Source organism: Shewanella chilikensis, assembly GCF_002836945.1.
GTDB lineage: Bacteria > Pseudomonadota > Gammaproteobacteria > Enterobacterales > Shewanellaceae > Shewanella > Shewanella chilikensis.
Window position 1 is genome coordinate 73,178 of the sequence record NZ_NIJM01000003.1, and the last position, 15,353, is coordinate 88,530.

Here is a 15,353-nt window from a genome sequence, read left to right on the forward strand (position 1 = left end):
ATTTGAGCCTTTAAAGGTGGTTTAAGCAGTTGGTGGTAACGAAAGTGAAAGTTTTCTGTAATTCCTTCTCTAGCCCTGTTATACTGGCGCCGCCTTAGGGGAAACACCCAGGGCTCCGAAAAGCCGGAATCGGGCATAAAGTGTCGTCGGGACCTGAACTTAACAGGAATCCAAGAAAAAGATACGCCCTGTACCCTACAGAATAGACTGGAGTTGTTATGGAAATTCATGAGTACCAAGATGCTTACTACCAACTGCAGGATGAAGTGATTGAATCACTTCCGGTAGAGAAAGACGAAGAAGCGTTTTTGGATTAAGCCTCAGCCAGGCAGCTCAAATCTTGAAAAAGCGGCAACCTCAGGGTTGCCGCTTTTTTTGTTGCCATTGAATTACGGATGAGTCATTCGAGGGTGGAGCCGGGGTAATAATGCTCGATAAGTTGGGTCAATATCCGCTGCTGTTGAGCAAGCTTTTGTCTTTGTGCCTGGCGCTGCAAGCCTTTGAGTGCATGATGCTGAGGCTTGATTTCAATACCCTGGCTCTCGCTCAAGCGCGTGAAGCGACTGACCACTTCAGTCACGCTGAAATCCTCGGCGAATATATCCAACTGTTGAGAGTGCATTAGCCAGCGAATACCTTGATAGACTCCTATGTGAGGCAGGGAGTGGTGATCTTCGTCACTGAAGAACTCGCTGTGAAATATAAGTTGCTGAGACGGCAGCGCCGACAGATGTTTGGCCAGCGCCAGATTTCGCTGTTTGTGGTAGTCATTGCGGCCAAGTCCTGGGGTGGTGGCCTGGTTACTTATCGCCATGTACAGGGGCTTGCCTGTTAGCTGGCCCTGAGTGAGTGCCTGCTCGAGCTCATCGGCATAAGTCGGGCTGTCGTACCAGAGACTGGCATCCAGCACCAGGTAAGCATTGAACATAGGCTGTTGCCGGCGCAGCGCCTCCAGTGCCAACAAGCCCCCAAAAGAGTGACCGATAAGCACAGTAGGGCCGGGCTGCCCAAGCCTGGTATTCAGCCAGGGGTTAAGTTCCTGGTCGAGAAAGTCGAGAAAAGCGCCGGCATTCCCCGATTGCTGATAAAGCGGCCCTGCGGGTCTACCACCGGGTAGTGTTTCCAGTTTCACCGGCGTGAAGTCCCGAATACGGTTACGGTTGATGATGCCGACTATGACGCCTTCAGGTATCGCAGGATTAACCCCGGAAGCCAGATAATCCAGCATGGGCGCAAGATGCTCAAATTGCTGCTCGGCATCCAGGATTACATATCGGGCAAAGCTCTTGCTGTGCCTGGCGTCCCAGTGTTTGGGAAGGCGCAGTAATACTTCCCGCGATTCTCCCAATATGTTGGAGTTCAGCGTCAGTCGCTGTTGTTTCCCGGCGGCTTCTTTATCCAGGCTTTGGGCGCTGCAGCCTACCAGCAGACCTAACAATAGCGTCAGAGGGATAAACAGTGATTTTTTCATGGAAATTTTTACTCGGTAAAGGTGACATTTTCAGCTTGAAATTCAGCCCTGATGGGCTTTTGAGTGGCCTGGCTCACATTCGCATTATTACATTGTAAATGATAACCAATATCATTCCTATGTTGTAAAGATTATGCTACTTTTTCGCGCCATGGAACCAGGGGCTTTACCTGGATTTACTCAAGAGCAATAACTTACAAGGCGCAATTGTTGCCGCGATAATCGGGGGAATAGAATGAAACTGGATAAGTGCCGCAAACTGCTTACCTTGAGCCTGGTCGCCATGGCTGTCAGTGGTTATACCCAGGCAGATGAAGGTGAAATGGAGCATATAGTCGTTACCGCCAGTGCCAAGGATCAGCAACTCAGCACTGCGCCTGCCTCAATCTCGGTGATCGATGCCGAAGCGATTAAGTTGATGCCGGTCAAAGATCTGGGGGATGTGCTGAGAAACAGCGTCGGCGTGAATGTGGTGACCAACGACTCGGGTCGAAACAGCATCTATATCCGTGGTATGGATGAAGACTATGTACTGATGTTGATCAACGGCAAGCGGGTTTCTTCTTCCAATGGTCTGTGGCGCGGCGGTAACTTTGACTTGACTGCTATCCCCATCGACGCCATCTCCCGGGTGGAGATTGTTCGCGGCCCGATGTCGGCTCTCTATGGTTCAGATGCGGTTGGCGGGGTCATCAACGTGATCACCAAGGCGCCAGATGATGACTGGCAACTGGTACTCGACAGCGAGTACAGTTGGATGCAGGACGGCGAGGGTGGCGATCGCAGTCGTACCAACCTGTTTGGCTCGGGCAAACTCACAGATAATCTGGGGCTGATGTTCACCGCAGAGGTGGCCGAGCAGGACGCCTGGCTGATGCCCGAACTGACCCCGGATCAGGACACCATAGAAGAGCGCAAGACTCGCAAGCTCTATGGCTCGCTCACCTGGCAGCTGGCAGACAATCAATCGCTGGACTTGGATTATCAATACGATAATGACAAGGTGCCCTTGACCACCTTTGCTGCCAATTCAAAGCGCGAGCAGAAGATAGAGCGCAACACCTTTGCTCTGACTCACAGAGGCGAGTGGAGCTGGGGTGGCACCGAGCTTTTGGCCAACCTGGAAAAGTCGGATATCTACGACTACAACAGCCGCTATTCGCTGCAGCCCCCTTTGGGACGCGACATCGAAGAGAAAAACACTACCTTCAGAGGCTCAGCCTTCTTTAACCTGTGGCAGCAGGACTGGACAGTCGGCGCCGAGTACTTTGAAACTGAAGTCGACGATCCTGTGCAATATCCACTTACCGGTGGTGACAGTGTTGAACAATACTCGCTGTTTATTCAGGATCAGTTCGATTTCCTGGATGATTTCACCCTGACCCTCGGCGGCCGCTACGAAGACAACGAAAAGTACGGCAGCCATTTCAGCCCCAGGGCGTATCTGGTTTACCGTGCTTCGGATGCATTGGTGCTCAAAGGTGGTGTCGGCACGGCATTCAGGGCTCCGGCACTGTTTGAATCATCTCCGACTTTCTCTTCAGTCAGTTGCCGCGGCGCTTGTACTGTAGTGGGCAATGCAGATCTTGAGCCCGAAACCAGTGTCAACTATGAGTTGGCAGCCTTGTGGAGTCAGCCTTCCTATGAGCTGTCTGCAACCTTGTTCCATAACAAGGTGGAAGATCTGATCACTGTTTCGGCTTGGGATGGCTCCAGCCCAAGCCGTACTTACTACAACGAATCCAAGGTGACTTTGCAAGGGGTAGAGCTGACCGCCAGCGTGGATATCACGGCGGATCTCGGCCTCAAGGCAAACTACAGTTATCTCGATACCGAGACAGGTGACGGTGATGAACTCACGGGGCGTCCACGCCAGAGTGCCAATGTGCAACTGGATTGGTATCTCACCGACGATTGGCAGCTGTATGTTGCCGGTAACTATTTCGGTTCATATCTGGATAGCAGTGCCGTGCGTCAGGATGGCTACAGCCGCTTCGATATCGGCAGCAGTTATCGGCTGAACGATCACCTGAAACTACGCGCCGGGGTAACCAACTTTACCGACGAACAACCGGCCGAGGAAGACACCAACAGCGATATGATACTGCAAGGCCGTGCCTTCTTTGTCGGTGTCAGTTTGAGTCTCTGAATACCTTGAATGATAATAGATACTCACTATCATAGGTCTTTTAGTTCAAGCCGTTATATAACGGCTTGAACTTTAGGGGATACGAGTTTGCTGCTTGGGTGTTAATTACTTTGTACCGGCCTTATTGTGGTAACAATTCGGGGTTGCTGTTCATTCATACGGACATGATCTGACAGGGATAGGTGTTTGTTGCTTATTCAAGAGAGATTGTCTGCCATATGTTTATTGTTTCATTGAGTTGGCTAAAAATGCTGCCGTTATAGGGCCAACAAACGGGTGAGTAGGTTAGGCTTAAACTTATAGCAGGAATCGTATTATACTCTGGCGCCGCACTGACGACGGACAGATAGAATGACAGAGAATCGCGACTTACATTGGATGCAGTTGGCCATGGAGATGGCGCAAAAGGCGGAAGCCCTCGGGGAAGTGCCAGTAGGGGCCGTGCTGGTCAAAGATGACCAGCTTATTGCCTGCGGCTGGAACCAGCCTATTGCCGCCAACGACCCCTGTGCCCACGCGGAAATTCTCTGCCTCAGGCAGGCGGGCAGTCAACTGGAAAACTACCGTCTGCTGGATACTACCCTCTATGTGACGCTGGAGCCTTGTGCCATGTGTGCTGGGGCCATGGTGCATGCCAGGGTGGGGAGATTGGTATACGGGGCTGCCGATCTTAAAACTGGCGCGGCTGGTTCAGTGTTGGATCTGGTGCGTCATCCCCTGTTCAATCACAAGTTGGCCGTCAGTGCCGGGGTGATGGAACAGGAGTGCAGCGAACAGTTGAGCGCCTTTTTCAGGCGACGCAGACAGGAGCAGAAGGCATTGAAGCAGGCAAGGAAACTTAATCTGCCTGCTGCAGAAAACTGAAGAAAAGTTTGTGACGGTTGAGAATGCGTTTGTGACGGGTTTTAACCAGGCTGCGGCGACGGGCCATTGCATTGTTAATAGTCTTTCTTTTCATAAGCTTACCTTAAGGTGTGTTCGTAAGTTTTTTGCATCAATGACAAGCTAACAGCTTATTTAAGCTTGCGCCAGCCCCAAAGGGCGGCTTGTGTATAAAAGCCAGACTGTTTGGCGCGAAAATGAGTGGTATGCAGGATTTTCAGTCGGGCTGGGCGCCACTGAGTTCGGTTGCTTCCTCGCTCTGTAGTTGCGCCTTAGCCTGGGTTTCTTGCTGGGCCTGTTCTTTAGCCAGCATTTCCTGCTTGGCTTGATTGTCTATCCACACTAGGGTGTCGTAGTAACGGCGAATACTGTCTACATAGTGCACCGCCTCGTTACCTCTGGCATAGCCATAGCGGGTATTTTGGTAGTATTTGCGCTTTTGCAGCAAGGGTAGTACCTGCTTGAGATCTTTCCAGGCGCTGGGATTAAGGCCTCTGGCCTGTGCCAGCTTACGGGCATCCTCCACATGGCCATAGCCTATGTTGTATGAGGCGAGGGCAAACCACATCCGCTCCTCCTCTGGAATAGACTCAGGCAGGCGTACCAAAATGTCGCTCAGATAGCGGGCGCCGCCACGGATGCTTTGTTCGGGATCGAGGCGATTCTCCACTCCCAACTGTTTGGCGGTTGCCAGCGTTAGCATCATCATGCCGCGCACGCCGGTCGGTGAGCGGGCCCTGGGATTCCAGTGCGACTCCTGATAACTGGTGGCGGCCAGCTTGCGCCAGTCGAGTTCACCGGCATAGGTTTCAAACAGATGGCGGTACTTGGGCAGCTTGCTGTCAACCGCGCGGATAAAGGCGCGGGTGTCGACATAGTCGAAACGTTTGACATGGCCAAAGTATTTTTCCACCAAGTGTTCCAGCGTGCCGTCTCTTTGTTCCTGGTGCCAGAAACGCAGCAGTTGGCTCATCAGCTGATCGCTGCCTCTGGGGGGCAACAGCCAGACCACAGCCTGTTGCTGCTCCAGCACCTGGCCGTATCTCAGCTCAGGCATAAAACGGCGATTGATATTAATGCTGGTGGAATCTGAAATGGTATAGCTGAGCTCGCCGCTGGCTATCATGCTCAGCAGCTCTTCATTATCTTTATCTGCAACCTGTTGCCATTCCAGGTTGGGATTATCTGTCTTGAGTCGGTTGAGGGTTTCCACAAACGACGAGTCGGCTATTACAGTGACAGGCGCATCCAGGGCGTTGAGATCTTTGGGGACAGGAGTGCCAGCGCGGTAGACCATCACCTGATTGACCCGATAAAGCGGCGGTCCGAGACGAAATTGCTGTCTACGACTGCGGGTATCCGACAGCCCGGCGGCAATCAAATCAATTTCATTTTGCTTTAGCGCCTGGTAAAGCTCACTGATATTGCCATAGGGCTTCATTTCCAGCGGCTTGCCGAGAAAGTCGGCAAAGCGCGCCGCCATCTCATAGTCAAACCCAGTGTTTCCTTGAGTAGAGGAGACAAATATTTGTGGGCCATAGAGGGTACCCACCCTGAGCTCTTTGATTTCTTTCACCGCCGGGGTTACCTGAGTTTCATCCACGACAGCTTGCCGGCAGCCGGCCAGCAAGATGATCAGGGTGAGAGTCGCGGTAATTCGTTTCATTATCTATCGGTAAAAGCCTTTAGTCTGTGGTTTGCTGCCGGGATAGGGCTTATCCCCTATGTCTGATATGTTTGTAAACAAATTCAATGAATTGTGTATTGGTTTTCGGCGCTGTTTCCTGCTGATTTAGGCGAAGGTTTTGCGCCGGAGGGTATATTACCCCATAGGATTACTTTATATCACAGGAAACACTGTTTTGAGCAAAGTCTGAGGTGATTTGTAGGGCGCATTTACCTATAATAGCGCCACCTCTGACCCTGTAATTATAAATAATAAGGTGATAAGACGTGATGGAGATCATCCGCGGAGCCCCCGCACTCTCGGCATTCAGAGTGCAAAAGCTGATGCAGGCCTGTGAAGTCGCCCAGCTTCCGGTAAAGCAAATCTATGCCGAATACGTTCATTTGGCTTATCTGAGCGAAGCGCTCAACCCCGATGACCAAGCGCAGTTGAGTAAGATTCTCACCTACGGTCCGGCCATCGAATCCCACGAACCCCAAGGCATTCTCCTTTTTGTTACTCCCCGTCCCGGTACTATTTCTCCCTGGTCATCCAAAGCCACCGACATTGCCCACAACTGCGGCCTCAAGCAGGTAAAACGCCTGGAGCGCGGGCTGGCTTACTATGTGGAATCCGACACACTGAGCGGCGAACAGCTCAAGAGCCTCAAGGCGCTGCTGCACGACCGCATGATGGAAGTGGTACTGGACAGCTTTGAAGCGGCCGATATGCTGTTTGCTCGCACTGAGCCCAAACCTTTTGTCAGCGTCAACATTCTCGGCGAAGGCCGCAGAGCGCTGGAAATCGCCAACCGCGAAATGGGCCTGGCGCTGGCCGACGATGAAATCGACTACCTGGTCACCAATTTCCTGCGTCTTGAGCGCAATCCCAACGACATTGAACTTATGATGTTCGCCCAGGCGAACTCAGAGCACTGCCGTCACAAGATCTTCAACGCCGACTGGACCATTGACGGCGAAGTGCAGCCCAAGTCGCTGTTCAAGATGATCAAGAATACCTATGAGAAGACCCCGGACTATGTGTTGTCGGCCTATAAAGACAACGCTGCGGTAATGACAGGTTTTGAAGCCGGGCGTTTCTTCCCCGACAGTGACGGCGTTTATCGTTATCACACAGAGCCGATGCATATTCTGATGAAGGTGGAGACCCACAACCACCCGACCGCCATCAGTCCCTATCCTGGTGCAGCCACCGGCTCGGGCGGTGAAATCCGTGACGAAGGCGCTACCGGCCGCGGCTCCAAGCCCAAGGCGGGTTTGACCGGCTTTAGCGTATCCAACCTCAAGATCCCGGGCTTTGTGCAGCCTTGGGAAGGCGACTACGGCAAGCCGGACCGGATTGTGACTGCCTTTGACATCATGATTGATGGTCCTCTGGGCGGCGCCGCTTTCAACAACGAATTCGGTCGTCCGGCCCTGCTGGGATACTTCCGCACCTACGAGCAGCAGGTTTGCAGCCACAATGGTGTCGAGGTGCGCGGTTATCACAAGCCTATTATGCTGGCTGGTGGCCTTGGCAACATTCGCGAAGAGCACGTACAGAAAGGGGAGATCTCCTTAGGCGCCAAGCTGATTGTACTGGGTGGCCCGGCGATGAACATTGGCCTTGGCGGCGGCGCGGCTTCCTCCATGGCGTCCGGCCAGTCCAGTGAAGATCTGGACTTTGCCTCGGTGCAGCGGGAAAACCCGGAAATGGAGCGCCGCTGTCAGGAGGTTATCGACCGCTGCTGGCAGATGGGCGATGCCAACCCAATCCAGTTTATTCACGATGTGGGCGCCGGTGGTTTGTCCAACGCCTTCCCTGAGCTGGTAAGCGATGCCGGTCGCGGCGGTAAGTTTGAGCTGCGTAACGTGCCTTCCGATGAGCCAGGCATGAGCCCGCTGGAGATCTGGTGTAACGAATCCCAGGAGCGTTATGTCCTGTCTGTGGCAGCCGAAAACCTCGATACCTTCGCCGCCATTTGTGAGCGCGAGCGCGCGCCATTTGCCGTGGTGGGCGAGGCGGTTGCCGAGCAGCACCTGAGCCTGAGCGACGAGCACTTTGACAACAAGCCTATCGACTTGCCGCTGGAAGTCTTGTTGGGCAAACCACCGAAGATGAGCCGAGATGTAGTGAGTCAAAAGGCGCAGTCTGCGGCGCTGGATGAAGCTTCCATTGATCTCGCACAAGCCGTTAAGCGGGTGCTGACTCTGCCAACTGTTGCCGACAAGAGCTTCTTGATCACCATAGGCGATCGCACGGTAACCGGCTTGGTGAACCGCGATCAGATGGTCGGCCCCTGGCAGGTACCTGTGGCGGATTGCGCCGTTACCGCCGCCTCGTTCGACAGTTATGTGGGCGAAGCCATGTCCATGGGCGAGCGCACTCCGCTGGCCTTGCTGGATTTTGGCGCCTCGGCGCGGATGGCCGTGGCCGAATCCTTGCTGAACATGGCCGGTGCCGATATCGGCTCACTGAAGCGCATTAAGCTGTCGGCCAACTGGATGTCTGCAGCCGGTCACCCGGGTGAAGATGCCGGCCTCTATGAGGCGGTCAAGGCAGTGGGCGAAGAGCTGTGTCCCGAGCTTGAACTGACCATCCCTGTGGGCAAAGACTCGATGTCGATGAAGACCGCCTGGGAAGACAAGGGCGAGCAGAAGGCGGTTACCGCACCTATGTCGCTGATCATCACCGCCTTCGGTGCGGTGCGCGACATTCGCAATACCGTGACTCCTGAGCTGCGTACCGACAAAGGCGAAACCGTATTGCTGCTGGCCGATCTGGCCAAGGGCAAGACTCGTCTGGGCGGTTCCTGCCTGGCGCAGGTGTTCGGTGAGCTGGGGGATATTGCGCCGGATCTGGATCAGGCAGCCGTATTGAAAGGTTTCTTCGAGGTGACTCAGCAGTTGGTGGCCGAGCGGAGTTTGCTGGCTTACCACGACAAGAGTGACGGCGGTCTGTTCACCACCTTGGTGGAAATGGCCTTCGCCGGTCACACTGGCCTGAAGGTGGATATTTCTGCGCTGGCCGGCAGCGCCCTGGCGCGCCTGTTCAACGAAGAGTTGGGCGCTGTGCTGCAGGTGAGCAAAGATCAAGCCGCCGAGATTATCAAGGCTTACACTGGTGCCGGTGTGGATTGTCATCCGATAGCAGAGCTGAGTGACGATGGCCGCATCCGTATCCAGGATCAAGGTGCTGAAATTTATAGTGCTTCACGTACCGAGCTGCGTAAGCTCTGGTCTGAAACCACCTATAGAATGCAGGCGCTCAGGGACAACCCTGAGTGTGCCCGTGAAGAGTTTGACCTCAAGCTGGATGAAACCGATCCCGGCCTCACGGTCAACTTAAGCTTTGATCCGGCAGAAGATGTTGCCGCGCCTTATATCCTCAAGGGCGCTGCACCCAAGATGGCGATTTTGCGTGAGCAAGGGGTCAACTCGCATATTGAGATGGCAGCCGCCTTCGAGCGTGCCGGTTTTGAAAGCCGCGATGTGCATATGTCGGATATCCTCAGTGGCCGTATCAGCCTGGAAGAGTTTCAGGGACTGGTGGCCTGTGGTGGCTTCTCTTACGGTGATGTACTGGGCGCCGGTGAAGGTTGGGCCAAGTCCATCCTGTTCAACAGCCGTGCCCGTGAGGACTTCAGCCGCTTCTTCGAGCGTGCCGACAGCTTTGCCCTGGGTGTTTGTAATGGTTGCCAGATGCTCTCCAACCTCAAGGAGATCATTCCGGGTACCGAGCATTGGCCGCACTTTGTCCGTAACCGCTCTGAACGCTTTGAAGCGCGTTTCAGCCTGGTGGAAGTGCAGCAAAGCCCATCGCTGTTCTTCAGCGGTATGGCCGGCTCCAGAATGCCGATTGCCGTTTCCCACGGGGAAGGGCGTGCCGAGTTTGCTTCAGCTGCCACCATGGCAGCAGCCGAGCAGAGCGGTACTGTGGCGCTGCGTTATGTCAACGGTAAAGGTGAGGTGGCCAGCTTGTATCCACAGAACCCCAACGGCTCACCCAACGGCTTATCCGGGATCTGTAGCCTGGATGGCAAAGTCACCATCATGATGCCCCACCCTGAGCGGGTATTCCGCACAGTCGCCAACTCCTGGCATCCGGAAAACTGGGGCGAAGATAGCCCTTGGATGAGAATGTTCCGTAACGCCAGAGTGAAGTTGGGATAAGGTTAAAAATCATCCCATAAAGGGTAAAAAAAGGCGGGTATTTATAACCCGCCTTTTTTATTTGACTTTTGTCCTACAGGAAAAGCTTCATATCATCAATAGCTTGCACTTTGTTCAATATATTCTTATGTGTTGAAGTGTCAAAATGTACGCTTTACAGCGCTTAGTAGGCTAAAGCCGGTCTAAGACGGCAATCTCTTTTCATTGGTTCCTGTTATGAAAAAGCCCCATAGGTAACCCTATGGGGCCGTTTTGCGCTAACAAAACTTCAAGACAAGCCTATATTCAACTGTGATCAGTACACCAATTGAGACTTATAAAGTTCAGCAAAAACAGGCTTGTACCAGTTAACCAGACGTTCGAAAAATTTTTTCATAGCAATATCTCCACACAAAGTTCAATCATTGTGCGCGGAGGAAGGTCTGCAGATATCGATATCGACCGACCTGAGCGTCTCCTTAACACAGGCTATATAGTAGTCAATTATATCGAGCTTATCAAACGAGAAATAATACATAATAAGATTAGTAAAACTAATGCCTTATTTGGTTGTGTTTTTTATCTATTTTATTTTTATTATTTTTTACCAATTAAAACAATTTGTTGACGTTATGTTTGTTTGGGCTTTAATTTTTATCGTTAGCATATTTAACTTGCAGATTTGTTAAAAAGTTTATTTTGCCATGTTTTTGTTTAAATTTTTCTGAAACTGCCAAAAAGTGAGGTTATGTTGTATTGCTGTAAAGTCTCTAGCATATTGCTTGTGGCTTGTCAAGCTGTTTTCTTGGTGCCTGTGTCCCTTACCGCAAAACCCAGCTAAAGGCCGGAGTTTGATTGATTTGCGTCAAATTCAAGTGGTATAAAATCAGGGCAAATCTTAGCTGAACTAATAGCGCAAGTGACTGATATTAAATAATTTGCAAATATTAGAACACTGGCAAATGCTGATGCTGATCGCATAAGTCTGCAAAAGCGTGATTCGCCTCTCGCTCTGGCTGGAAAAAGCCGATTTTTGAGCCTTTGGAAGGCAAGGGAGAGGCAAGGCGAATCATTTGGGTGGTTTATCCGGGTTTCCGGGTAGATAAGAAATTAATGAACTAAGCTATCCAACTCACCTCCTGCTGTCTTTGATGGGGATCTAAAGGCAGTGGGCGGAGCACCATGTAAGGAGTCACAAATGATAGTTGAAGAAGTCGTTGAGCTATCGCGCTTTCAATTTGCGCTGACAGCCATGTATCACTTCTTGTTTGTTCCTTTGACTTTGGGTCTTGCCTTTCTGCTGGCAATCATGGAATCACTTTATGTGATGACTGATAAGCAGATCTACAAGGACATGACCAAATTCTGGGGCAAGCTTTTTGGTATTAACTTTGCCCTGGGGGTTACCACAGGTCTGGCAATGGAGTTCCAGTTTGGTACCAACTGGTCTTATTACTCACACTATGTGGGTGACATTTTTGGTGCTCCTCTCGCCATCGAGGGTTTGATGGCATTCTTCCTGGAATCCACTTTCGTGGGTATGTTCTTCTTCGGTTGGGACAGATTCTCCAAGCGTCAACACCTGGCAGTAACCTGGTTGGTGGCCTTGGGAAGTAACTTGTCTGCGCTGTGGATCCTGGTTGCCAACGGCTGGATGCAAAACCCTGTGGGTAGCGTGTTCAACTATGAAACCATGCGCATGGAAATGACCAGTTTCGCAGACGTGGTACTCAACCCTGTTGCACAGGTTAAATTTGTCCACACTGTGGCCTCCGGTTATGTGGCTGGTGCCATGTTTGTTCTGGCTATCAGTGCCTACTACATCCTCAAGAAGCGTGACTTACCTTTTGCCCGCCGTTCTTTCGCTATTGCAGCTAGCTTCGGTATGGCTTCTATTCTGTCCGTTATCGTTCTGGGTGACGAATCCGGCTACAAGGTTGGTGAAGCTCAGCGGGTCAAGCTGGCCGCAATCGAAGCTGAATGGCATACAGAACCTGCTCCAGCAGCCTTTACTGCCGTTGGTTTCCCTAATCAGGAAACTATGCATACCGACTATGCCATCAAGATCCCATACGCCATGGGTATTATCGCCACTCGCTCTATTGATGAAGAAGTGACAGGTATCAAGGATCTGGTTGCGGAACACGAAGTTCGTATCCGTAACGGTATGAAGGCTTATGCTTTGCTTGAGCAGCTGCGTGCCGCCAAAGCCGACCCTGCTATTGAAGAAGACCCTGCGGTTCGCGCAGCCTTTGAAGAGCAGAAAGTTGATCTGGGTTATGGCCTGCTGCTGAAGCGTTACACAGACAAAGTGGTTGATGCCACCGAAGAACAGATTAAGGCTGCCGCGCTGGATTCTATCCCAAGTGTTGCACCACTGTTCTGGAGTTTCCGTATCATGGTTGCCCTGGGTGTTGTGATGTTAGTGGTGTTTGCTGCCGCATTCTGGCAGAGCACTCGTCACCAGATTGAAGAGAAGAAGTGGGTCCTCAAGGCCGCGCTTTACAGCTTACCTCTGCCTTGGATTGCCATCGAGTGTGGTTGGTTTGTAGCTGAGTATGGTCGCCAGCCTTGGACTATTTCAGAAGTGTTGCCGACCTTTGTGTCTGCATCCAGTCTGACCGTGAGTGATCTCTGGTTCAGTATCATCAGCATTACTCTGTTCTACACTGTGCTGCTGGTTATCGAACTCTTCCTGATGTTCAAGTTTGCGCGCCTGGGTCCCAGCAGTCTCAAGACCGGCCGTTATCACTTTGAAAAACTAGAAGCCTGAGCAGAGGGATTTCATTATGTTTGATTATGAAATAGTAAGATTTGTCTGGTGGTTGTTGGTTGGCGTTTTGCTTATTGGCTTCGCTGTGACCGATGGCTTTGATATGGGGGTTGGTGCCTTGTTGCCAATCCTCGGTAAAGACGACACTGAACGTCGGATCATGATTAACACGGTTGCTCCTCATTGGGATGGTAACCAAGTATGGTTGATTACCGGTGCCGGTGCTTTGTTCGCCGCCTGGCCAACTGTGTACGCCGTATCATTCTCCGGCTTTTATGTCGCCATGATCTTAGTGTTATTGGCGCTGTATCTGCGTCCTGTGGGTTTTGACTATCGCTCCAAGATAGAAGACCCACGCTGGCGCAAGAGCTGGGATTGGGCCTTGTTTGTCGCCGGTTTTGTACCGCCACTGATCATAGGTGTTGCCTTTGGTAACCTGCTGCAAGGTGTTCCGTTCAGCTTTGATGAATATATGCGTGCCCATTATGATGGCGGCCTGCTGGGTCTGCTTAATGGCTTTGGCTTGCTGGCCGGTCTGGTCAGTGCCTGTATGTTCATGATGCAGGGTGCTTGCTGGCTGCAGATGAAGACAGAAGGTGAGCTACGCAATCGCGCCGCTGCTGCCGCTCAGTTAACTGCTGTGCTGCTGATCGTGTTGTTCGGGGCTGCCGGTGTTTGGCTGGCTACCGGCATCGACGGTTATGTGGTGACTTCGGCTCTGGATACTAACGCAGTATCTGACCCAACACAGAAGACAGTTGAAGTGGTTGCCGGTGCCTGGTTGGCCAATTACGACAAGTATCCATTAACTATGTTGTTCCCGGCACTGGGCCTGTTGGCACCTGCCTTGGTACTGCTGACCAGCCGTTTCGGCCGTAGTGGTTTTGCCTTCCTGTTCAGCTCACTGGCCATTGCCGGTATTATCCTGACTTGCGGCGCAGCTATGTTCCCATTCGTGATGCCTTCATCACTGGATCCTAACGTCAGCTTGACCATGTGGGATGCTACTGCCAGCCAGATGGCACTGAACGTTATGACTTGGGTGGCAATTATCTTTGTTCCTATTGTGCTTAGTTATACTTGTTGGACCTACTTCAAGATGTATGGTCGCTTGAATCGCAAGCACATTGAAAACAACAGCGCATCACTGTACTAAGGAGCCTGAATTATGTGGTATTTCACTTGGATACTCGGCATTTTATTGGCTTGTTCTTTCGGCATCATCAATGCTCTCTGGCTGGAAAATACAGAGAACATGGATAGAGATACTGAAGATAAGTGATAGCTTGAGTTAAACTCAAAGGCCTCCGCTCTGCGGGGGCTTTTGTCTTTTTAAGGGGGCTATGGTGGCAAATGATAAGCTTGAGTCGAGAGGGCCGCAGCAGGTCAGCGAAACCGAGGCAGTCGAGCTGATCAAAAACTGGCTCAAGCAAGACAGGATGCGGATGCAGGCACTTGAGTGTGTTGCAAACCTTGGGCCTATTGATGCCTGGCTGGCGGCGGGGTTTGTTCGTAACCTGGTGTGGGACAAGTTGCACGGCACTGTATCCAGGCTCAGCGATATAGATGTGATCTACTATGAGCCAAACGACACCTCGGAAGTCACCGACAAGGCCTATGAGGCCAAGTTGGTCGCCGCGCTCGACTTACCTTGGTCGGTAAAGAACCAGGCCAGAATGCACCTCAAAAACAATCATCAGCCTTATGCTTCAGTGTCTGATGCCATGAGTTATTGGCCTGAGCAGCAAACCGCGTTGGCTGTCAGGTTGAGGGCAGGGGAGCTGCAACTGCTTAACCTATTCCCGCTCGGCCATTTATTTGCGCTGGAACTCAGCCCTAACCCCAAGAGCACTCCTGGGGTGTTTGAGAGTCGGCTCAAGGCCAAGAATTGGTTGGCAGACTATCCGTTATTAAAGAATCCGTTATTAAAAACTCCATTACTCGAAACATTGTTCTAGGCTCACACACTCAAACGCCTGTGGCTCCATTATTTTCGTTGAATCCCTCCTCACTTGAACAATTGGCTTGCCGTTATTGCAGATGAATATCTTCTGTCGAGTGGCCTCCATTTTTGATTTCTGTTCTCAAATATTCGTTGATCTCTCCGACATGTTTTAGTTGAAAGTACCGCTTAAAGAACATTTTTCAGCATTTATATCTGACACCAGTTGTTAAGTTTTGGTTGCTTTTCGCTTGGGCGCGTCTGTTCGAAAAATGTACTTTTATTTCACTTTAGGGATAGTGAAGTTTTGAGCTGGCTC

Annotated in this window: 9 protein-coding genes; 7 read left to right on the top strand and 2 right to left on the bottom strand. The window is 51.7% G+C overall.

Features of this window, described 5'->3' with window-relative positions; genetic code table 11:
- Nucleotides 1-400 precede the first annotated feature (400 nt).
- Nucleotides 401-1,471 carry an alpha/beta hydrolase gene (locus CX651_RS01745; RefSeq protein WP_101053003.1) on the bottom strand — a complete coding sequence of 357 codons (1,071 nt, stop codon included), beginning with the start codon at nucleotides 1,469-1,471 and terminating at the stop codon, nucleotides 401-403.
- Between the two features lie 235 nt (nucleotides 1,472-1,706).
- Between CX651_RS01745 and CX651_RS01750 the strand changes: the two genes are divergently transcribed.
- The gene (locus tag CX651_RS01750; protein ID WP_101053005.1) at nucleotides 1,707-3,620 is read left to right on the top strand and encodes a TonB-dependent receptor domain-containing protein; all 1,914 of its coding nucleotides are present in this window, start codon (nucleotides 1,707-1,709) and stop codon (nucleotides 3,618-3,620) included.
- A 351-nt stretch (nucleotides 3,621-3,971) separates the two neighbouring features.
- Nucleotides 3,972-4,484, top strand: a complete 513-nt coding sequence (tadA, locus tag CX651_RS01755; protein WP_101053007.1) for a tRNA adenosine(34) deaminase TadA — start codon at nucleotides 3,972-3,974, stop codon at nucleotides 4,482-4,484.
- A 235-nt stretch (nucleotides 4,485-4,719) separates the two neighbouring features.
- Here the strand turns inward: tadA and mltF are convergent, their stop codons facing one another.
- Complete coding sequence (gene mltF / locus CX651_RS01760) at nucleotides 4,720-6,168, bottom strand: membrane-bound lytic murein transglycosylase MltF (RefSeq protein ID WP_101053009.1); 1,449 nt, start codon at nucleotides 6,166-6,168, stop codon at nucleotides 4,720-4,722.
- A 290-nt stretch (nucleotides 6,169-6,458) separates the two neighbouring features.
- Between mltF and purL the strand changes: the two genes are divergently transcribed.
- From purL to CX651_RS01785, 5 genes are all read left to right on the top strand, one after another.
- On the top strand, nucleotides 6,459-10,340 hold the full coding sequence (purL, locus tag CX651_RS01765) for a phosphoribosylformylglycinamidine synthase (protein ID WP_101053011.1): 3,882 nt from the start codon (nucleotides 6,459-6,461) through the stop codon (nucleotides 10,338-10,340).
- Between the two features lie 1,177 nt (nucleotides 10,341-11,517).
- The gene (locus tag CX651_RS01770; RefSeq protein ID WP_101053013.1) at nucleotides 11,518-13,092 is read left to right on the top strand and encodes a cytochrome ubiquinol oxidase subunit I; all 1,575 of its coding nucleotides are present in this window, start codon (nucleotides 11,518-11,520) and stop codon (nucleotides 13,090-13,092) included.
- Between the two features lie 16 nt (nucleotides 13,093-13,108).
- A complete protein-coding gene (gene cydB / locus CX651_RS01775; protein WP_101053015.1) occupies nucleotides 13,109-14,248 on the top strand; it encodes a cytochrome d ubiquinol oxidase subunit II in 1,140 nt (379 codons plus the stop codon).
- Between the two features lie 12 nt (nucleotides 14,249-14,260).
- Nucleotides 14,261-14,374: a cytochrome bd-I oxidase subunit CydX gene (gene cydX, locus CX651_RS01780; RefSeq protein WP_039032771.1), complete on the top strand. Its 114-nt coding sequence runs from the start codon at nucleotides 14,261-14,263 to the stop codon at nucleotides 14,372-14,374.
- Between the two features lie 61 nt (nucleotides 14,375-14,435).
- Nucleotides 14,436-15,050 carry a nucleotidyltransferase family protein gene (locus CX651_RS01785; protein WP_101053016.1) on the top strand — a complete coding sequence of 205 codons (615 nt, stop codon included), beginning with the start codon at nucleotides 14,436-14,438 and terminating at the stop codon, nucleotides 15,048-15,050.
- Nucleotides 15,051-15,353: the final 303 nt, after the last annotated feature.